Source organism: Bacillus thuringiensis (genome assembly GCF_001455345.1).
In the GTDB taxonomy this organism is placed as follows: domain Bacteria; phylum Bacillota; class Bacilli; order Bacillales; family Bacillaceae_G; genus Bacillus_A; species Bacillus_A thuringiensis_N.
The window spans coordinates 3,839,693-3,861,559 of the sequence record NZ_CP013274.1; the positions used below are offsets into that span (position 1 = coordinate 3,839,693).

A 21,867-nucleotide genomic window follows, 5' to 3' on the forward strand; every position below is an offset into this window, starting at 1 on the left:
GGATTTCCTTCTAAAAAACCAATCATTTTAGTATACCATACAAAATTCTCCATTTGTCGCGCTTTGTTCTACCTTCTACAGAAAACAATTTACTTCGTCCATATCCTCTCACTGAAAAAACATCTCCTGGATAACATTCATAAGAGGTTTGCTCCACTGTTTTCCAATTCACTTTTACTAGTCCATTTTTTATGAAAGGTTGTACTTTCTGTCTGGATATATGTAACATTTCAGCTAACATAACATCTAAACGAAGTGAAGAAACCGTTCCAGATTTCTCTCCCCACGTTTCTTGCATCTGTAGAATTTTTTCTCCTTGCACTGGTGATAAGGAAACTTTCACTTTCCCTATCGATTGTAAGTTCATCTCAATATAAGATACAACTTCTTTCGCGACTATAATTTGGGCACGATTTTCTTGAAGCAAAATATCTCCACATTTTTCTCTCGTTAAACCCAGAGACATAAATGTACCTAATATTTGCCTATGTTCTAGCGTATAAAACTTGGAAGGATAGTCAATTTCTAATACCTCTACTTGAAATTCCTCTTCATTTACTACTAGATAGTCCGGATAAATGAGTGCTCTTTTACGCTCTGCATGAGGTGTTGCACCATCAAACTGTACAGCAACATCCCCTTGTCCTATTACCATAGTGACAATTTGTTGTTGCCTTGGATCAAGGAAATCTGTTAGTTTCACTTGATGGTACTCCGCTGCTCGCTTCCACTCTAACACCTTATCCACAAAGACCTCCTCATCGGGTCTGAAATGTTCATAGATGCTCATGTATTTAACCTCTTACTATAAGAAATAGCGGAATATACTTACTAAACCATTCGTAGCAAGCTTTAACGCAAAAATCGCAACGAGTGGAGAGATATCAATCATACCAAGCGGCGGAATAAATCTGCGAAATGGTTCTAAATACGGTTCACAAATACGCGCAAGAAAATCTCCGAAAGTTGATTCCTTTGCACCCGGGAACCATGATAGGAGAATGTAAATAATAAGTGCCCACGAGTAAATCTCGATAGCAGTAATTAAAACGTTTAAAACTGTTACCATGGCGTATTACCACCTCTTTATATTTGTGTCTTCTTCTTCACCGAATAACTCTGAAATTGCACCAACAATATCTACATTTTCAGGCGTACACATAAATGTTTTCGGTCCTATTTTTTGAATGTCCCCGCCTATAGCGTATACAGTACCACTTAAAAAGTCAACGATACGTACAGCTTGATCAGTAGACATTCGTTGTAAATTAATCACAACAGCTCGTCTACCTTTTAAATGGTCCGCAATCCCTTGCGCTTCCGAATATGTGCGTGGTTCTAATAAAACAACTTTTGAAGATTGCTTTGCTGTTTCAATGCTCACAACATTTTGTTTCGGTTGCGCTTTTGGAAACGTAACATCTTGTTTTTCTGGCGGATCTTGCTGCTTCTTCATGTCTGTTTGCTCCTTTTCATAACTATATTGAGCTGCTTCTTTTTCTTCCGGTGTATCAAAAAAGAAGTACTTTACTTTTGACCAACTCATAATAAGATTCTCCTTCCTTTTACGCTTTTCCTACTAAAATCGTCCCCAAACGAATATATGTAGCACCTTCTTCAATCGCAATCGTGTAATCATTAGACATTCCCATTGATAATTCTTTACATGGCGCATGTAATAATTCTAGCTCCTGCACCTCTGTTTGTAGCATACGTAACTCCTTAAAACAGCGTCTGATTTCTTCTTCTTCTTCTGTAAACGGAGCCATTGTCATTAGTCCCACCACTTCAATCTTATCCAATTCTTGCAAACTTTGAATAAAAGAAATGGTTTCTTCTATTGCCAACCCTTGCTTTGATTCTTCAGATGATGTTTTCACTTGAATAAAACATTTCACTTTCTTATCCGCACGTTTTTGAATTTCTTTTGCAAGTGAAAGACGATCTAACGAATGTAAATAATCGATTTCATTAATGATTTCTTTTACTTTTCTCGTTTGTAATGATCCAATAAAATGCCAATTCACTTTTGAACCGAAATGCTCGTACTTCTGTAAGAAACCTTCATTTCTATTTTCACCTAAATCGATAATTCCAGCTTCAATTACTTCATTCGTTTTTTCAATTCCTACCGTTTTTGTAACCGCAACGAGTTTAATATCTTGCAACGAACGTCCCGCTCGTGCGCAAGATTGTTTAATTTTTTCGTTTACAGTTGTTAAATTTTTTTGTACTGTCACTTGCTTTCTTCCTCCTTAAAACCTATGAAACTCAACATTCTCCCCGTCTTACCTTGATCACGACGATGAGAGAAAAATAGTTGTTCTTCACAGCTTGTACAAAGAGATGACATTACAATATTCTCTTCTTTTATGCCTGCTTGTACACATAATATACGATTAATTTCTTTTAAATTAATTGCATACTGCCCATCAGAAATTTTTTTATAAGGGACAGAACCGTTTACTACTTGTTCTGCCGCTGTTAACACTCGATCATCAACAACGTAACAACAAGATCCAATTGCTGGTCCAATTGCAACTTGAATTTCATCACTTGAAATCCCTTCTGCATTCCATTTTTGAATCATTTCTTTTGCAATCTCTTTTACAGTCCCTTTCCATCCAGCATGCGCAAGTCCTATCATACCATGTGATGGTGCATAAAAATAGAGTGGAACACAATCCGCGTAACAAGATGTTAGAAGAACATCATTATTAGTCGTATAAATGCCATCTGTTTTTGAAATGCCGTCTTCATATGAATAGACGCCGCTTCCTTTTTCCTGTTGTCCTACTTTTTCAACATGATGATCATGAACTTGTTCAGAGCAAATCCAGTTTTCTAATGGTTTTTGTAACTTATTAGCTAAAATGCGTCTGTTTTCATGAACGTTCTCCACGATATCATTCACATGTAATCCTAAATTCATCGCATGAAAGGAGCCCGTACTTACCCCACCATCTTTTGTCGTAAATCCAGCAGTAATGTTTCCAAGTTCTTTCCACGCTTGTAAATACAGTATACCGTCCACATATTTAAATGGTTCTCTCATAAGGCTGCTCCTTTTAATTAAAATAACATAAAAAAGCATGGTACTTCCTGTCTATTTTACCATACTTTTATTTTTTCATAATCCTAACAGAAAAAAAAGAGGAATTTGTAATATTCTTTATGAAATTGTCGGTGTTTGTATTGATTCTGTTACAGAATTAACAGGATTTACTCTAATAAGTATGACATCTTCCCCAATTTTCATAATTTCCTCCCAAGGAATTACAATTTCTACATCTTTCCCAAAAATCCCTAACATACGTGCCTGTTTGGAAATAATGATAGATTTAATCTTCCCTGTGTTCATATCGATTTCGATATCTCCAATATTTCCAAGCCTTTTTCCATTTGACACATTTATTATGTCTTTCATCTGCAACTCCGAAATTCGTATCACTTTCATCCCCCCTTATATATGACGAATAAAAAAATACTGTTTCTCAAATTAACAGGAAGCACCCTTTACTAATTCCATACTATTTTCATTATATGAACACAGCTACCCTACTATGAGCGCAAACAAACTATATTACATATAAAAAGGTCTCACCATAAATGGTGAAACCTTATCCTTGAATCGTCTTATTCATTTGTTTAATAGCTGATTTCTCTAAACGTGACACTTGCGCTTGAGAAATCCCAATTTCTTCTGCAACTTCCATTTGTGTTTTGCCTTGAAAGAAACGTTTTCTAATAATCATTTTCTCACGATCATTTAAACGCTTCATCCCTTCTTTCAGTGCTAGCTCTTCAACCCACTGCTCGTCCTTTTGTTTTTCATCACTTAACTGATCCATAACAAAGATGGGATCTCCTCCATCGTTATAAATCGGCTCAAATAATGAAACTGGATCTTGAATCGCATCTAAAGCAAAAACAATTTCTTCATGAGTCACTTCAAGCACTTTTGCAATATCCATCGCTGTTGGTTCTTTTGAATTTTCTGCAATCAACTTTTCTCTTACTTGTAACGCTTTATACGCAATATCTCGTAATGAGCGAGATACGCGAATTGGATTGTTATCACGCAAATATCTGCGTATTTCCCCAATAATCATCGGCACAGCATACGTTGAAAATTTTACATTTTGGCCTAAATCAAAGTTATCAATGGATTTCATAAGTCCAATGCAACCAACTTGAAATAAATCGTCAACATATTCTCCTCTGTTATTAAATCTTTGGATGACGCTCAGTACAAGACGTAAGTTTCCATTCACTAATTTCTCTCTTGCGCTTATCTCTCCACTTTGCATTTCACGAAATAATTTACGCATTTCATCATTTTTTAGTACGGGAAGTTTAGCTGTATCAACACCGCAAATTTCTACTTTGTTTCTCGTCAAAGTGTTCCCTCCTATCGGGAGTTGCTGTACAGTGTAAAGTATTTCCTTTGAAGGGGATTTTATGCATGCGGTTTTCTCTTCATTTTTCATTTTAGTTGTCTCTCCTCATACAACTACAGAGAATAAGACCAGCCTAGATAACGGCTGGTCTTATTCTTACACCATTTTATTAAATTCTTTTCGTAATCTTTTTATGATTCTTTTTTCTAAACGCGAAATGTATGACTGTGAAATCCCAAGCATATCCGCCACATCTTTTTGCGTCTTTTCCTCTCCTCCAGCAAGCCCAAACCGAAGTTCCATAATTTGTTTTTCACGATCATTTAATTGATGTAATGCTTTCATTAGAAGATGACGATCCACAGTAGCTTCTAAATCTTTTGTAATAATATCATCGTCTGTACCTAATACATCAGATAACAAAAGTTCATTCCCATCCCAATCGATGTTAAGCGGTTCATCAAAAGAAACTTCTGAACGATTTTTGTTATTTCGGCGCAAATGCATTAAAATTTCATTTTCTATACAACGCGAGGCATATGTTGCTAATTTTATTTTCTTTTCTGGATTAAATGTATTGACTGCTTTAATAAGACCGATTGTTCCTATACTAATTAAATCTTCAATATTTATCCCTGTATTTTCAAACTTTCTTGCTATATATACAACTAGCCGTAAGTTGCGTTCAATTAGTAATGATCTTGCTGCCTGATCGCCTTTTGGCAATTTATTCAAAAGAACTTCCTCTTCTTCTTTCGTTAACGGCGGTGGCAATGCTTCACTTCCACCAATATAATAAATTTCATCGGTCTTAATTCCTAATTTCAACAATACTTTATACCAAAGATATACTAAATAAAATTTTAATTTCATCATATTATCCCGCCTCCCATTATTAAGCAATTACCATTTTTTGCGAAATTAACATTTTCGGATGCACAATACATTGATACTCTCCATTGGTTGACAACTGTTGTGTATTTAATCCAATCAATACTTTGTTCACGGCAATAGAACTACCTTCATGATAAATTTGCACACTGTCTGGCTTAATTGCCCATAAAAATTGATTCTCTACTCCTACTGCTCGGAAAGGAATTAAGCGTAATTTTGTCGCCCACCCAGAATCATTTTCTGGTATTTGAGGAATCTCTGTTTTGGAATAAATTTGTTCTGTTAACCAAGCTGGTAAGCAATGTTCTAATGATGAAATATGCATAATCATAACGGGTGTTTTTGTTAACGGATCGTAAAGTTGGTTCCCACTATCAATTAAACCTGCGAGTTCTAGTTCCTCTTCAGCTAATTGAATTTTCAATTTTACAATTTGATCATAGTGTATTTTTGTAACCTCTACACTTTCAATACGCTTTTTAGAAAAATAATAAATTACCGGAAAACCAAAAACAACAAACAACCAGCTAATTGGGTCACCGTAAGAAATTGATTGAGATTGGACCAATCCACTTACCATTTCATTCGTTTGCAAAAAGAAATGAGTGCCAATTAACCCTCCGCCAACCATAAAGGTGACAAAGTAAAAAGTAAAAACAGTTTGTGTATAATTTCTAAACGTTGTAAACCCAAATGCTGTATACACAATAAGTAACGAGTACAGTAGTTTCATAATTGGATGTGTCATCATAGAAGCAAAAGGAGTAAAGGCAAAAATAACAATGGTTGAACCTATAAATGCCCCTAACACAAGCCTCCATCTTTTGATCTTCTTTTTTAACACGGTGGCTGTTAATAAAAGTAAAAGAAAATCAATGCAGGCGTTTAACAACCAAACAACGTCGGCGTAAACAACCAAACAATTCACCTCTTTATTTAAGTTGAGACTAGTATAATGCATATCCAATAGGAAAGTGTGTCAATTTGCGGAGGTGTTTTTTTGTTATTTTGTGATTTCTAGACATAATCTGTCGGTAAAAAATAAAAGTATAGTTTCATAGAATGATATACTTTTATTTTTTACTGGCAAATCCATTGAACTATATGTAAAGAAAGTTAAAAATCCTTTACTACAGCTATAAAACGGAATTTTAATCAGTAGGATTGGTTTCTTTTAGCTCATATAAACTGGAATTTTATAGGTAATTAATGCGAGGTAAATTAAAATATACAAAATAAAAAAGACCTGCTTAGCAGATCTTTTCCCTGTATAAAACAAAAAAGGAGCATAAAAGCTCCTTTTCTTTTATCGTCTACGACGGTTACGTAAGAATGCTGGAATATCGATGTCATCTGAATCTGAATGACGCTCATGCACAACCGGCTCTTCACGTTTCATTTCACGCTTAACTTCACGTTGTTTTGAAGGTTGAGCTACTTGCTGTTGCTGTTGTTGCGTGTGATTCGCAGTCGGACGAATAATTGGTTTTGGTGGCTGCGTCGCAGCACTATCATCAAAACCAGTTGCAATTACAGTTACAACGATATCATCTTTTAATCCTTCATTAATAACAGAACCGAAGATCATATTTACTTCTGGATCTGAAGCTGAAGCTACAATGTCTGCCGCTTCTTGTACTTCATATAAGCTTAAGTTAGCTCCACCCGTAATATTCATGATAACACCTTGAGCTCCATCAATAGATGTTTCTAATAATGGACTAGAAATCGCTTTTTTCGCAGCTTCAGCAGCACGATTTTCTCCATTACCAGAACCAATACCCATTAAAGCAGAACCTCTATTAGACATAATTGTCTTTACGTCTGCGAAGTCTAAGTTAATTAAACCTGGTGTTGCAATTAAATCAGAAATACCTTGAACACCTTGACGTAATACGTTATCTGCTTCACGGAACGCTTCTAACATCGGCGTATTTTTATCAACAATCTCTAATAAGCGATCGTTTGGAATTACAATAAGTGTATCTACATTTTCTTTAAATGCCGCAATACCAGATGCTGCTTGTGTTGCACGCTTGCGTCCTTCAAATGTAAATGGACGTGTTACAACACCAACTGTTAATGCACCTAATTCTTTTGCAACTTGAGCAACAACTGGAGCTGCACCAGTTCCAGTTCCGCCGCCCATACCAGCAGTTACGAAGACCATATCTGCACCACGAAGTGCTTCTTGGATCTGTTCTTTACTTTCTTCTGCAGCTTTTTTCCCTACTTCAGGGTTTGCACCTGCACCAAGTCCACGTGTTAATTTTCCACCAATTTGCATCTTTGTTTCAGCTTTTGATAGATTTAATGCTTGTGCATCAGTATTCACAGCGATAAAGTCTACACCTTGTACACCGTGTTCAATCATACGGTTTACAGCATTGTTTCCGCCACCGCCGACACCGATAACTTTTATATTCGCTAATTGATCTTGAGTAGTATCAAACTCTAACATGTCGAAATCCCCCTAGAACCTCATTTTTCGTGTCCAATTTTAATCCCATAAATAACGGAATACACGTTTTACTTTTGACATCATACGGTCATCATTTTGATTATTATTGTTTTGATTACGAGTTTTTTGTTTCGCAGGTTGCTGTTGTACCGGCGTTGGTGCTGGTGCTGGTACTGGTTCAAAATGCTCTTGCTTTTCCTGCACATTTTTCCCACGTAATTTAGCTTTTTGATAAGAATGTTTAATTAATCCCACTCCACTTGTATATTGGGGCTCACGCACACCAATGTAATCAGGAGTTGCTATACGAACATTTTCATGTAAAATATCATATGCAAGATCAAGGACACCTGGCATAGAAGCAATTCCACCAGTTAGCACATAACCAGAAGCTACTTGCTTTACTCCTAACTTACGCACTTCATCTTGAACAAACATTAAAATTTCCTCTACACGAGCCTCTATTATATCCGATAATTCCAACTGAGAATATTGTTCTGTTTGATCGCTTCCCATAATAGGAACCGTAAACATCTCTTCTTCAGATGCTGTATCATAAAAAGCATGTCCATATTTCAACTTAATTTGATCTGCATTTTCTGTTGAAGTTTTCAACCCAATCGCAATATCCTTCGTTATATGGTCTCCACCTAATGGTAATACGCTCGTCGCTTGTAACTCTCCATCTTTAAAAATAGATAAAGTTGTAGATCCTCCCCCCATATCAACAAGGGCTACTCCTCTATTTTTTTCATCTGAAGATATAGCAACTGTTGCAGCCGCTAAAGGTTGAAGACAAATATCAACAATTTCAAGACCTGCTTTTTCTACACAACGAAGTAGGTTATGTAGTAAAGTTCTCGAGCCTGTAATAAGTGTACCTTCCATTTCTAATCTTACACCGATCATCCCGCGTGGATCGTTAATCTCGTCAAGACCGTCTACAATGAACTGTCGAGGTACCACATCAATAAACTCACGTTCTGGAGCAATTGACACAACTTGTGCTGCATCTAGAACGCGTAAGACATCTTCATTCCCGATTTCACGATCTTCATTTGAAACAGCGACTACTCCGTGACAAGGAAGTAGTTGTACCTGGTTTGCATTGACACCTACTACAACTTGCTCAATGTGGATTCCCACCATGCGCTCAGCTTGTTCAATTGCTTTTTTAATTGATCGAACAGTCTCATCTATATCAACTATCGATCCCTTCTTTAAACCATTTGATTTTACATTTCCAACACCAATAATGTTTAAGCTGTCATTAACCATTTCGCCAATGATGACTTTAACATTGGATGTACCGATGTCAAGACTAACATATATTTCATTGCTGTTCATTCTTTGGCACCTCCTTCTTTATTTATACCATACAACTCAATATATGGAACAACAATCGCAACTTTACTATTTATAAGAAAAATATTCAACGTCTTTATACGTTTCCCTTTTTTAACCCTATATTTTTCTTATTTTTATTTAACATTCATTTTAGAATATCGCAGTAAACTGTGAATAACTGCTTATCTTGAAATAATTCCATTTCAAGTGTAAAAATTACCGCCAAGTATAAGTCTACACTAAGATGTACTCATAGAAAAGTGAAACTTGTACCAATCCTAGTATGAATCTAAGAATTTTTACATCTTTTTCATCAAATGAACCATTCTTGTAAATTCAGATGCATTAAGAAGAACGTTTGTTTCGTTTTTTCTACAGTAATGTAGTGAAAACTATCACTCTATTCTTTTTTTTCTTCCGCTCCTAATTCTTTCGTATATGCCCCTACTTCTAAGTCAATTAATACCTTTTTACCCGGCTCAATTGTTTTTAAGATAAGTGGATAAGCTTCCATACGCTTTGCGAAATTTTGTATCGTAGTGCTCACCTCGTACCCTTCATTCATATATAAAGTAAGATGGTCTTCATTCGCATTCGTCGGTGAATAACGAATTTCAGAAATAGACCTTAAAATAGTTGGTGTTAATTTTTCAAGCTCAGCAATTAACTCCTTCATTTTCTCCTCTTTAAAAGGTTCAAAAATTGGCGCTGCAACAGGAAGTTTTCCGTTCGGGAGGACATCAAGTGTTTTCCCGTTCTCTAATAGCGGTTGTAATTTCCCATCTTTGTTTATATAACCAATCGTTAAATATTCTTCAATATGAACATCAATTTTATTTGGAAAACGTTTTTTTACATTTACCTCTTTAATTTCTTTTCGTTTCGTTAGGTTTTCTTCTGCTTTATGTGCTGTCACTCGGAAATAACTTGTATCATACGTCACACCTGATTCCTTCATCACTTGCTCATCTGTCATATAATGATTTCCAAACACACTTATCTTTTTAATATTGCTAAGCGGAGACCGAAAATAAATTAAAAAGAGCACTAATAAAAATAAAATTGATATGTATAAAATCAACCGATGATTAACATTTTTTTTGTTTTTTTTCTGCTGATTTTTTAACTTTGGTACACGATCCTGTAGTTTAATCACTTTACTATTTTTCATGTACGATCCCCCTACGTAACATAAAGAACGGCATGTTCCTCATGCCGTTCTTATCTTCTTATTATAACATAAATGATAATGAGCGGAACGAATAACCGTTATCTTCCAATGATTTCTACTTCTGTATGCATTTCTACGCTAAATTTATCCTTGATTGTTTGTTTTATTAATGCAATTAAAGATAAGACATCTTGCGCGCTGGCTCCCCCAGTATTAATTATAAAATTCCCATGCATTTCAGAAATTTGAGCTCCACCTATTTGATAGCCACGAAGCCCAGCCTTTTCTATTAAATCTCCTGCATAGTATGGAATTGGATTCCGAAATACACTTCCTGCACAAGGATGATTCCATGGCTGTGTTTCACGGCGATAATCTTTATTCTTTTGCATGACACTTACGATTCCCTCACGCTCTCCTAACTGTAATTGAAACTCAGCTTCCAAAACAATACCAGGACGTTTCGTTTGTAATATAGATGTACGATAGGAAAACTCCATTTCTCCATGCGTTAACCAGTCAATTGTTCCGTTTTCAAACAAAATAAGAGCTTTTGATAATATGTGTGCTATATCCGATTTATGTGCTCCTGCATTCATATACACTGCACCACCAACACTTCCTGGAATACCACTTGCAAATTCCAGACCGGCTAACCCTTGACGACTAAGTAAAGTTGACAATTTAATAAGGGGGTATCCACCACCAACTCTTACTCTATGTTTTTCGACTTCTAAATGGTCTAATCCTTCTCCTAAACGAATAACGACACCTTCTATACCTAAATCAGATACAAGAAGGTTCGAACCGCGACCAATTACAGTCCACTTTGTTTTATATTTTTTTACTAACTGCAAAGTTTTTTCAATACCGGCAATATGCTTTGGCACAATTAAAATATCAGCTGGTCCACCTATTTTCATAGTGGTATAACGCGCTAACGGTTCATTCACTAATACGCGACCAACATTTGCTTCTATAAGCTCATTTACTAATTGCTCCATAAACAATCTCCCCCATACTAAGTATCCTTATTACAGTAGTATGCAGGGCGTTCACCTAACGTTATTTTTTTACAAGCTTATTCATTACTTCATACAGCTTATTTGCTGCATCTGGAATACCTAATTGTGTAGCAGCTAGCTTCATATTTTGTAATGTTTGTGCATCTAATAAAATCTCATCAATATCACGAATAAGCGTTTCAGCTGTTAAATCTTTTTCAAGCAACATTTTTGCTGCTCCTTTATCGACAACAGAACGTGCATTTTTTTCCTGATGGTTATTTGTTACGTAAGGACTCGGAATTAACACACTTGGCTTTCCTAATGCGGTTAATTCTGCAAGTGTTGTTGCCCCCGCTCTTGAAACAACAAGATCTACCCCCGTAAGTACCTCTGGCATATTATGAATGAAAGGTTTAATAATAACATTATTCGGATTCCCTTTTTGCTTCACTGCTTCCATTACTTTGTCATAATGAACTTCACCTGTTACATACAATATTTCGTAACTTTTATTTCCGAACTGTTCAATTGCTTCTACGAAAGCATCGTTAATTGGTCTAGCCCCACGGCTTCCACCAAAAATAAGTACGGATTTTTTAGGAAGAGATAAACCTACTGAACGTTTTCCTTTCATTCCATTCTGATCCATTACTTCTGATGCTCGTGGATTTCCTGTCATGACAACTTTTGACTGTGGAAAATGTTCTGCAGCCGCTTCAAAACAAACCGCAACTTTATCAACATAGCGACTTAAAAATTTATTCGTTACACCAGGTACACTATTTTGTTCATGTACAATAGTTGGAATACCTAATTTCGCCGCAGCATATACAACTGGTCCACATACATATCCACCCGTTCCAATCACAATGTCCGGATTAAAACGACGAATATATCGTTTACTATCTTGTACACCCTTTAGAAAACGCATCACCGTTTTCACGTTATCTAACGATATTTTGCGCTTAAATCCACTTATAACAATCGATTGAAACGGTATACCTGCTTTTGGAACGATTGTGCTCTCTAATCCATTCTCCGTACCAATATATAAAAACCTTGCTTCCGGATTTAACTTTTTTATTTCTCTTATTAAAGCAAGAGCCGGATAAATATGACCTCCAGTGCCCCCACCACTTACTAATACTCGCACTACTAACTCCTCCGCTTCTCTTTTCTTATTTCAGTCGTATTTATTTCTATATACATAATGTTTCTTCGCGCACATACGAAAAACCCTGTCTTATAAAACAGGGTTTAGTAGCGAGAATGGCGACTTATATTTAATAATACACCTACTGCCATTAACATTAATGTCAAACTCGATCCACCATAACTTAAAAACGGCAAAGTAATACCCGTAACAGGCATCAATCCTGTTACAACACCCACATTAATCATTACTTGAATCGCAATCATCGCCACAATACCTACTGCTAAAAACGTACCATATAAATCTGGCGCTCCTAAAGCTATACGAATCCCACGCCATAATAATAGACTAAATAATAATAACACAAATGAACCACCAATAAAACCTAATTCCTCGGATAAGATTGCAAATATAAAGTCTGTTTGTGGTTCAGGTAAATAAAGAAACTTTTGTCTACTTTGTCCAAGTCCGAGCCCGAATAATCCACCAGGTCCAATTGCGAGTAACGATTGAATAATTTGAAATCCACTTCCAAGCGGATCTGACCACGGATCTAAATATGATGTAATACGTTTCATTCGATACGGTGCTGATGCAATTAACCCTACAAATCCTGCTATACCCAGCAAACCAAACATTGCAAAGTGAAAGACCCTCGCTCCCGAGATAAATATCATAATGATACATGTCCCAACCATTACCGTTCCTGTGCCAAGATCTGGCTGTAACATAATCATCCCAAAAGCAAGAAATACAAAGCCAAGAGCTGGTAGTAAACCACGTTTAAAAGAAGTAATTAATTTTTGTCGTTCCGCTAAAAATTTTGCTAAGAAAATAATCATCGCAAACTTCATAAATTCTGACGGTTGAATGGAAAATGCCCCGATTCCAATCCAACTTCGCGCTCCTCCTCGGACAAGTCCTACCCCCGGAATAAGAACAAGAATAAGAAGAATGAAGCAAACTAGCAAAATTACTTTTGAATACGTACGCCACACCCAATAATCAATTTTCATGATAAAAAACATAGCCATTACACCAAGACTTGCAAATAACAATTGCCTTTTTGCAAAAAAGAATGAGTCCCCCATTTTATAAGAGGCCCAAACTGCACTCGCACTATACACCATAATCATTCCGATTGTTAACAACGCAAGTGTAACGATGATGAGAATAAAATCAGGCGTTTTCTTCATTACCCATAAACACCACCTCTTTAGGCAGAAACTTTTGCCCTATGTAACAAAACATCAGTAGGTGTTAGCCTACTGATGTTTTGATTTACTTTATATAAGTTTATGCACAGCTTGTATAAAAATGTCTCCTCTTTCTTCAAATGTTTTAAATTGATCCCAGCTTGCACATGCTGGAGAAAGAAGAATTACATCCCCATCTGTAGAATGAGCATAAGCTTTCACTACCGCTTCATCTAAAGTATCGACACTTTCAATTGTATCTAATCCCGCTTTTTCTGCAGCTCTTACTAATTTTGGAGCTGTTTGTCCAAATGTCACAATTGCTTTTACATTTTTGAAATACGGAATTAAATCATTGAATTCATTTCCACGATCAAGCCCACCTGCTAATAACACAATCGGTTGTGTAAACGCAGATAAAGCTTTCTCAGTCGCTAACATATTCGTTGCTTTTGAGTCATTATAAAACTTACGGTTGTTAAGAGTTGTTACATATTCTAAACGATGTTTTACACCTGTAAAACGTTTTAACACCGCCGTAATCGCTTCATTAGAAACACCCAATAATTTTGCGATACTCATCGCTGCTAAAATATTTTCTAAATTATGCTGACCAGGTAAAACGATATCGCCTACTTCAACAACTTTTTCACCTTTAAAATAAAGAGCATTATCTTTTATACACGCACCATCTTCAATTTCTTTCGTTGTCGAGAATAGTACTTTTTGACCTTTACTATAAGCAGATAGAGCCATCACATCTGCATCATCTGCATTTATTACACTATAATCATTTTCTGTTTGGTTTTTAAAAATATTTGCTTTCGCTAAACCATATTCCTTCTTCGTCCCATGATAATCTAAGTGAGCCTCAAATAAATTTAAAAACGCAGCAATTTTAGGTTGGAACAATTCTACTCCCATCAGTTGGAACGATGAAAGTTCTGTAACTACAACTTCATTTTCTTTTGCATCCTGTGCTACTTCACACGCTACAGTTCCAATGTTCCCTGCAATTACAGGATGCTTTTGTCCTTCTTTTAGCATTTCAAATGTAAGCATTGTCGTCGTCGTTTTACCGTTAGATCCCGTAATCCCAACAAATGGCGCTTCTGCGATACGATATGCTAATTCAACTTCCGTAACAATTGGAATTTGCTTTTCTTTCGCAGCAACTAATATTGGATTAGAATACGGGATTCCTGGATTTTTTACTACAAGAGAAATATTTCTCTCTAATAACTCTAAAGGATGACCACCGCATACAACGTCCATTCCTTTTGCTTGTAATTCTGCAGCAAGTACATTTCCCGCTAAAGGTTTTCCGTCATTTACAATAACATTTGCCCCTAATTTTTGTAACAACGTAGCTGCTGCATAACCACTTTTTGCAATGCCTAATACAAGAATATTTTTATTTTGAAATTCAGTTACAGTTTTCAATTACATCCACACCCCGATATAAATTCCTAACACAGCTAATAAAAATCCTACAGACCAAAACGTCACAACAACACGCCACTCTGACCAACCACATAATTCATAATGATGGTGTAATGGACTCATTTTAAAGACACGTTTCCCTGTTGTTTTAAACGAAATGACCTGAATAATAACGGATAAAGTTTCCATTACGAATACGCCACCAATAATTACAAGTAACAATTCTTGTTTTAATAAAATTGCTACAGCTGCAATGGCTCCACCTAAAGCTAAAGAACCTGTATCTCCCATAAACACTTTCGCTGGGTTCGCATTGAATACTAAAAATCCAAGTACAGCTCCTACAACTGCCATACAGAATATCGCTACTCCAAATTGCTCTTGTGCTACAGCAATAATACTAAACGCTCCAAATGCAATAGCCGCTGTTCCTGATAATAAACCATCTAAACCGTCAGTTAAGTTAACTGCATTTGATCCACCAATAAGCATAAATAGTACAAGTACAAAATACGCCCAACCTAATTCAAACTTAACATCCGTTCCCGGAATCATAATATATGTGTGGAACGCTTGCCCTTTTCCAATTAAAAAGAACGCAATTGCAATAACAAGCTGACCTACTAATTTTTGTTTCGATGTTAAACCAAGATTTCTCTTCTTAACTACCTTTATGTAGTCATCTAAAAATCCAATCAATCCATAACCAAACGTCACTAATAGTAATAATGAAACCTCTGCACCTAAACGATTAAACTTAATCGCCATAATAAGTGAAGTTACCATCATAGATACGTATATGACAATACCACCCATTGTCGGTGTCCCTGATTTTTTTTGATGTGACTTTGGTCCCTCGTCACGAATACTCTGTCCGAACTTTAATTTTCTTAAAAACGGAATAAACAATGGCGAAAGGGCAACAGAAATTAAGAATGCTACCCCAGCCGTTACTAATAAACCTTGCTCAAGCACATGCAGTCCTCCTCTCACGTTGTTACTCTTCGTTGTTTAAACGCTCTGTAATTGCTTCTTTAGCGACTTCACGATCGTCAAAATGATGAACGTCTTTACCAATAATTTGATACGTTTCATGACCCTTACCAGCAATAATGATGATATCTTCAGCTTTCGCGTTAGCAATTGCATGGTATATCGCTTCTTTTCTATCAATAATTACTTCATAATTATTCCCATTTGCACCCTGTACCATATCATCTAAAATAGCCCCTGGCTCTTCACTTCTTGGATTATCTGAAGTGTAAATTGCGTGAGTTGCATATTTTGTTGCAACACTTGCCATGATTGGTCTCTTCGTTCGATCTCTATCACCGCCACAACCGACGATACAATATACGTCACCTTTTGCAAACTGTTTTGCCGTTTTCAATACATTTTCTAGGCTATCTGGCGTATGTGCATAATCAACAATAACTGTATAATTTTGTCCACCATCAACCACTTCAAAACGTCCTGGAACTCCAGCCAGGTTCTTTATCACATCAATAACCGTTTCTAAACTTACACCGGAAACAAGTCCTGCTGCTGTTGCCGCTAGTACGTTATATACATTAAATTTCCCAATCAATTTCATCGTAACATTTATACTTTCATATGGTGTTACAAGCGTAAACGTAGTTCCACCACTCGTCATAACGATATCTTTAGCCATAATATCACTTGTTGTATCAATTCCATACGTTACAACAGTTGCTGCAGTACTTCTCATATATTCCTCTGTTACAACATCATCATTATTCAGTACCGCGTACTTTTCACGATTATGATTATAACTATTGCCAAGTTGTGCAAATAACAATCCTTTTGCATGTTTATATTCTTCCATCGTTTTATGATAGTCTAAATGATCTTGTGTTAAATTTGTAAACACTGCTACATCGTAATCACAACCGTGTACACGACCAAGATCTAAAGCATGCGATGAGACTTCCATTACTGTGCTATCCACACCATGTTCAACCATTTTTGAAAATGTCTGTTGAAGTGTTAGTGCATCTGGCGTTGTATTTTTCACCTCAAATGTTTCATCACCGATTTTCATATTAATCGTTCCAATTAGCCCTGTTTTATGACCATGTGCGCGCATAATCTCATCCATAATATGCGATGTTGTTGTCTTTCCATTTGTACCTGTAATTCCGATTAAATGTAACTTGTGCGTTGGTTGACCATAAAAATAATCAGCTAAAACCGCTAACGAACGAAAAGTATTTTTCACAAGTACAACTGGAACGTCAACATCAATTGGTCTTTCCGCAACAATAGCAGCCGCTCCTTGTGCCGCTGCTTGCTTAGCAAAATCATGGCTATCAACCGTATATCCTTTCATACATACAAATAAGCTTCCTTCTTTCACTTTACGTGAATCAGCTTCTATAGATGTGATTTCTGGATTTTCTTTTGGAACAACTGGAAAATCATGCAAACATGATACAAGTGTATGCAACTTCATTTCACTAAACCCTCTCTACATTGTGTATTTATCTCTTTTTTAATAAGCAACACGTTACCCCCTAATTATGTAAAATAGGAGGTAAGTGCTACAGTGTCTAATAAATAGACCTATTTATAATTGAGGCTCTTACAGCCTCAAATTAAGTAACTCTTCTATAAAGAACTCACTTCCACCAATTGTACCATAAAACGTACTAGGTTACCTTTAATTCCCGAAGTAAATTCTAATTTTTGAGCCTTCTTTCACTTTAGCTCCTGCTTCTGGGGATTGTTTAATGACTTTCTCTCCATCTCCACTTATATCAAGCTTCAAATCGACGAGCTGTGTCTGTAAGTCTTTCTTTTTCATACCAATTAAATTCGGAACTTCTACAGTTGGTGTATCGCCCCATTTATATTCTCTCTCAACTTGTTCTGTTCTCGGTTTCACTCCCATAACTGGAAGTGCATCCCGAAGAATATTCCCAACAATTGGAGCTGCTACTACTCCACCAAATTGAGTTACACCTTTCGGATTATCAACAGCAACATAGACAACAATTTCCGGATCATCTGCTGGAGCAAATCCGATAAAAGATACTATATAATTATTCTCTAAATATTTACCATCTTTCACCTTTTGAGCCGTACCTGTTTTTCCACCTACACGATACCCATCAATGAAAGCACCTTTACCAGATCCCTTTGCTACAACATTCTCTAATGCATACCGAACTTTTTCTGAAGTTTCCTTGGAAATAACTTTTCTTTTTTCCACAGGTGTCTTTTTACTTACAACTTGATTATTTTTCGGATCAATAAATTCTTTAGCTATATACGGTTGATACAATGTTCCACCATTTACAGCCGCTGCTACTGCTGCTACTTGTTGAATTGGTGTTACAGAAACGCCTTGACCGAATGAAGTGGTTGCTTGTTCGACTGGACCGACTTTATCTAAATTAAATAAAATCCCACTACCTTCACCTTGCAAATCGATCCCGGTTTTCTGCCCAAAACCGAAATTACGAATGTATTTAAACAATCGGTCTTTACCAAGACGATCACCCAGTTCAATAAATCCCGGGTTACAAGAGTTTTGAACTACTTCTAAAAACGTTTGGCTACCATGGCCTCCCGCTTTCCAGCATTTCAATCTAGCTCCACCAACTTCAGCTGCTCCATCATCATAAAACGTATCTTTCTCTAAGTCTACTAAATTTTCATTCAAGGCTGCGGCTAACGTAATGATCTTAAATGTTGAACCAGGTTCATACGTACTCCATACCGGTAAATTTCTATTATACACTTCTGGAGAAACACTTTGAAAATCCGCTGGATCAAAGCTCGGCCGACTCGACATACCTAAAATTTCACCATTTTTCGGATTCATTGCGATCGCAATCATACCATCTGGATTATATGTCGACTCTGCAATATTCATTTCTCTTTCCATAATTCTATTAATACGTGCATCAATTGTTAAGCCTAAATTCAAACCAGCTTCTGGTTTTTTGAAATCATCGCCAACATTAGGCATCCTTTGTCCTTTTGCATCTGCAAAAAAACGCACATGACCATCATCACCATTTAGCTCTTTATCATAATATTTTTCTAGTCCCATAAGACCTTGGTTATCACTTCCTGCAAACCCTAATACGTGTGATAAAAAGTTTCCAAATGGATAGTACCGGATAGAGTCCTCTGCGATATAAACACCTTTCAAACTTAATCCTCGTACCTCTTTCGCTTTATCATGTGATATTTTCCTACCACCCTTATCTAATCTTACAATTGATTCCTTTTTTGTAACCCTCTTATAAATCTCGTCTTTTTCCACACCTAATACTGCAGCTAACTTCTCTGCAGTCTCTGCTGGTTTTTCAATTTGCCTCGGTACAACAAAGACAGTTGGGGCACTTTTATTCGTGGCAAGTTCCACACCATTTCGGTCTAAAATTTTCCCACGTTCAGGTTCAAAAGTAATATTACGACTCCATGAATCCTTCGCACGATCCGTTAACATATTGCCAAGAAAAAATTGCACATATCCAAGACGAATATCGATGATAGTGAAAATAAGTATACCTGATATGAGTATAAAAATAAGTCGTTTTCTAACTGTTACATTTGATACACGCATATTGGAACAAGCCTCCCTTACGCCTAGCTTGTTCCAAATATATGCTTGTACTTATTTAATTAGAACTTCTTCCCTTTTACCATTACGGTTTTTCTGCTTCTTGTTGTGGTTCAAGTGGCGGTACAAGTGTTACACCTAACTCTGTACCAGGTTGCAACAATGTTCCTTCTGCCACACTTTGTTCGGTTACATATCCGGTACCAGTAGGTTTTAAGTTAAGCTTTAATGTTTTTGCTAAATTCATAACATCACGCAATGCCCAGCCTTGTATATTTGGCATTGTAGGTTTATCTCCTACCAAAAAGACTCGGTCACCCTTCAATGTTTGCTCTGTCGCTTTCGGTACTTGTTGCTGTACTTTCCCTTCACCTAATACGATTGGACGAAGTTTTGCCTTTTCAATGGCTTTTTTCGCTTCTTCCATCGTTTTTTCGGTTACATCTGGAACAGCGGTTTGCTGCTCTTTCACATATTTCTTCGGATCTTTCACTTCATTAGGCTTAATCTTTAAATACTCTAAACTATTCTTCGTTACATATTTAAAAATATCAGCTAAAGGCTGCGCGCCACTCTCATCATCTTTCAACTTTGGTTGTTTAACAGCTACATATACAACAAGTTGTGGATCATCCATAGGCGCCATCCCTAAGAACGAGAATATGTAATTCTCTCTTCCTGTCATATAGCCACCTTTTCCATCCGGAATTTGCGCTGTTCCTGTTTTACCACCAACTGAATATCCATCGACTTTATAAGCAGTTCCTGTTCCTTTCGGCGATGTAACAACACGTTCTAATAATTGTCTTACTTGCGCCGCTGTATCTTTTGTAACAGGTTTTCCTACTTCTTCTGGTTTATGTTCTAATTTCACTTCGCCTGTTATTGGATCTACAATTTTATCAATTGTATAAGGCTTCATCATTTTCCCATCATTTGCAATAGCTGTTGCAGCTTGTACAAGCTGAATTGGCGTTACAGTAGAACCTTGCCCAAAAGCTGTTGTTACTTGCTGTATTTGCTGATCGAATACAATTGTATTTGAACCTTCACCAGGTAAATCAATGTTCGTTTTTTCATCTAATCCAAAGCTATGAATATACTTTCGGAAACGTTCTGGGCCAAGTTTTTGATCCCCTAAAATCGCAAACGCTACGTTTGAAGAGCGCTCTACCCCTTCATCAAATGTAATAGATCCCCATCCAGCGCCGCCGTTATGATCTTTTATTTTTCGGTTTCCGACTTGATATGTACCAGACTGATAATAATCTTGTCCCTTATACACACCTTCATTAATAGCTGCTGCTAGCGTGAAAATTTTCATTGTTGAACCAGGTTCAAATGCATTTGCAATTGCGTCATTGAAGAAATATTTAATTTGACGATCATTTGGATTATAGCTAGGCTTACTAGACATCGCTAATATTTTCCCTGTTTTTGGATCCGCAACAATCCCTATTAAACTTTCTGGTTCATAATGTTTACTCGCTTCTTTCATTGCGTCTTCTAAATAACTTTGAATACGCTGGTCAAGTGTTAAATATACATTATCTCCATTTTTAGGTGCCTTTACGTTCACTTTTCCACCGTCAAGAGATACTCCTTTACGATCGCCTGTATAAGCAACTTCTCCGTTAGAAGCACCTAAATACTTATCTAAACTTTTTTCTAAACCAAATTGCCCTACCGAAATTCCCTTTTCATCCGGTTTAGCATGACCTATAACGTAAGATGCAAAATCACCGTTTGGATACACTCTTGCATTTTCAGTAACAAATGATATACCTGGCAATTTCAATGCTTCTATTTGTTCCTTCTGTTCTTTTGTCAAATCTTTACCTAGCGTTCCAAATTCGACCTGACTTTTATCTTCTTTATTTAACGTGGCTAAAATCTTCTCTTCATCTTTTCCGAGTACGCCCGCAATTTTCTTGGCAGTATCCTCTTTATTCTCAACCGGCTTTGCACCTTTTAGTTCCGCTACAAGTTTATAAGAGTTTGCATCTTGCGCTAACACATGACCATTTTGATCATAAATCGTCCCGCGATTCGCTTCCAGAACTCCTGTTTTACTATGTTTTTGCTTAGCAAGTGTATCTAAATCCTGATTGTGCACTGTTCCTGTCGCTTGTATGTAAAAAAATCGGGCTAATAACAGCAAAAAGAGCAGGAGGAATAAAATCATAAAATACCCTGCTCCC

20 protein-coding genes are annotated in these 21,867 nt (G+C 36.5%); all 20 read right to left on the reverse strand.

Annotated elements, in window-relative coordinates; genetic code table 11:
* Positions 1 to 22 precede the first annotated feature (22 nt).
* The 20 genes from ATN06_RS19820 to ATN06_RS19915 all read right to left on the reverse strand — a co-directional run bounded on the left by ATN06_RS19820 (position 23) and on the right by ATN06_RS19915 (position 21,851).
* Positions 23 to 790 (reverse strand): YlmH family RNA-binding protein, encoded by a 768-nt coding sequence (locus tag ATN06_RS19820; RefSeq protein WP_060632028.1) that lies wholly within the window; start codon positions 788 to 790, stop codon positions 23 to 25.
* 15 nt (positions 791 to 805) lie between these two features.
* Positions 806 to 1,069 carry a YggT family protein gene (locus ATN06_RS19825; protein ID WP_060632029.1) on the reverse strand — a complete coding sequence of 88 codons (264 nt, stop codon included), beginning with the start codon at positions 1,067 to 1,069 and terminating at the stop codon, positions 806 to 808.
* A 6-nt stretch (positions 1,070 to 1,075) separates the two neighbouring features.
* Positions 1,076 to 1,546, reverse strand: coding sequence for a cell division protein SepF (locus tag ATN06_RS19830; RefSeq protein ID WP_060632030.1), 471 nt, complete (start codon positions 1,544 to 1,546; stop codon positions 1,076 to 1,078).
* A gap of 19 nt (positions 1,547 to 1,565) precedes the next feature.
* Positions 1,566 to 2,240, reverse strand: a complete 675-nt coding sequence (locus ATN06_RS19835) for a YggS family pyridoxal phosphate-dependent enzyme (protein WP_060632031.1) — start codon at positions 2,238 to 2,240, stop codon at positions 1,566 to 1,568.
* Positions 2,237 to 3,055 (reverse strand): peptidoglycan editing factor PgeF, encoded by an 819-nt coding sequence (pgeF, locus tag ATN06_RS19840; protein WP_060632032.1) that lies wholly within the window; start codon positions 3,053 to 3,055, stop codon positions 2,237 to 2,239. Before pgeF ends, ATN06_RS19835 begins: the two co-directional genes overlap by 4 nt.
* Before the next feature lie 117 nt (positions 3,056 to 3,172).
* The gene (locus ATN06_RS19845; RefSeq protein WP_060632033.1) at positions 3,173 to 3,457 is read right to left on the reverse strand and encodes a YlmC/YmxH family sporulation protein; all 285 of its coding nucleotides are present in this window, start codon (positions 3,455 to 3,457) and stop codon (positions 3,173 to 3,175) included.
* A gap of 163 nt (positions 3,458 to 3,620) precedes the next feature.
* A complete protein-coding gene (gene sigG, locus ATN06_RS19850) occupies positions 3,621 to 4,400 on the reverse strand; it encodes an RNA polymerase sporulation sigma factor SigG (RefSeq protein ID WP_000197753.1) in 780 nt (259 codons plus the stop codon).
* Between the two features lie 156 nt (positions 4,401 to 4,556).
* Positions 4,557 to 5,276: an RNA polymerase sporulation sigma factor SigE gene (sigE, locus tag ATN06_RS19855; protein ID WP_000976948.1), complete on the reverse strand. Its 720-nt coding sequence runs from the start codon at positions 5,274 to 5,276 to the stop codon at positions 4,557 to 4,559.
* A 19-nt stretch (positions 5,277 to 5,295) separates the two neighbouring features.
* Positions 5,296 to 6,213, reverse strand: coding sequence for a sigma-E processing peptidase SpoIIGA (spoIIGA, locus tag ATN06_RS19860; RefSeq protein ID WP_060632034.1), 918 nt, complete (start codon positions 6,211 to 6,213; stop codon positions 5,296 to 5,298).
* 387 nt (positions 6,214 to 6,600) lie between these two features.
* Positions 6,601 to 7,755: a cell division protein FtsZ gene (gene ftsZ / locus ATN06_RS19865; RefSeq protein WP_060632035.1), complete on the reverse strand. Its 1,155-nt coding sequence runs from the start codon at positions 7,753 to 7,755 to the stop codon at positions 6,601 to 6,603.
* A gap of 39 nt (positions 7,756 to 7,794) precedes the next feature.
* On the reverse strand, positions 7,795 to 9,102 hold the full coding sequence (gene ftsA / locus ATN06_RS19870) for a cell division protein FtsA (protein ID WP_001087553.1): 1,308 nt from the start codon (positions 9,100 to 9,102) through the stop codon (positions 7,795 to 7,797).
* 400 nt (positions 9,103 to 9,502) lie between these two features.
* A complete protein-coding gene (gene divIB, locus ATN06_RS19875; RefSeq protein WP_060632036.1) occupies positions 9,503 to 10,273 on the reverse strand; it encodes a cell division protein DivIB in 771 nt (256 codons plus the stop codon).
* Between the two features lie 98 nt (positions 10,274 to 10,371).
* Positions 10,372 to 11,277, reverse strand: a complete 906-nt coding sequence (gene murB, locus ATN06_RS19880) for a UDP-N-acetylmuramate dehydrogenase (RefSeq protein ID WP_060632037.1) — start codon at positions 11,275 to 11,277, stop codon at positions 10,372 to 10,374.
* Positions 11,278 to 11,338: 61 nt separating this feature from the next.
* Positions 11,339 to 12,433, reverse strand: coding sequence for an undecaprenyldiphospho-muramoylpentapeptide beta-N-acetylglucosaminyltransferase (gene murG / locus ATN06_RS19885; protein ID WP_016086554.1), 1,095 nt, complete (start codon positions 12,431 to 12,433; stop codon positions 11,339 to 11,341).
* A gap of 104 nt (positions 12,434 to 12,537) precedes the next feature.
* The gene (gene spoVE / locus ATN06_RS19890) at positions 12,538 to 13,629 is read right to left on the reverse strand and encodes a stage V sporulation protein E (RefSeq protein WP_060632038.1); all 1,092 of its coding nucleotides are present in this window, start codon (positions 13,627 to 13,629) and stop codon (positions 12,538 to 12,540) included.
* A 90-nt stretch (positions 13,630 to 13,719) separates the two neighbouring features.
* Complete coding sequence (gene murD / locus ATN06_RS19895; protein WP_060632039.1) at positions 13,720 to 15,072, reverse strand: UDP-N-acetylmuramoyl-L-alanine--D-glutamate ligase; 1,353 nt, start codon at positions 15,070 to 15,072, stop codon at positions 13,720 to 13,722.
* Positions 15,073 to 16,047, reverse strand: a complete 975-nt coding sequence (gene mraY, locus ATN06_RS19900; protein WP_000893059.1) for a phospho-N-acetylmuramoyl-pentapeptide-transferase — start codon at positions 16,045 to 16,047, stop codon at positions 15,073 to 15,075.
* Positions 16,048 to 16,069: 22 nt separating this feature from the next.
* A complete protein-coding gene (gene murE, locus ATN06_RS19905) occupies positions 16,070 to 17,545 on the reverse strand; it encodes a UDP-N-acetylmuramoyl-L-alanyl-D-glutamate--2,6-diaminopimelate ligase (RefSeq protein ID WP_060632040.1) in 1,476 nt (491 codons plus the stop codon).
* Between the two features lie 207 nt (positions 17,546 to 17,752).
* Complete coding sequence (locus tag ATN06_RS19910; RefSeq protein WP_060632041.1) at positions 17,753 to 19,669, reverse strand: stage V sporulation protein D; 1,917 nt, start codon at positions 19,667 to 19,669, stop codon at positions 17,753 to 17,755.
* 82 nt (positions 19,670 to 19,751) lie between these two features.
* Positions 19,752 to 21,851, reverse strand: a complete 2,100-nt coding sequence (locus ATN06_RS19915) for a penicillin-binding protein (RefSeq protein WP_060632042.1) — start codon at positions 21,849 to 21,851, stop codon at positions 19,752 to 19,754.
* Positions 21,852 to 21,867: the final 16 nt, after the last annotated feature.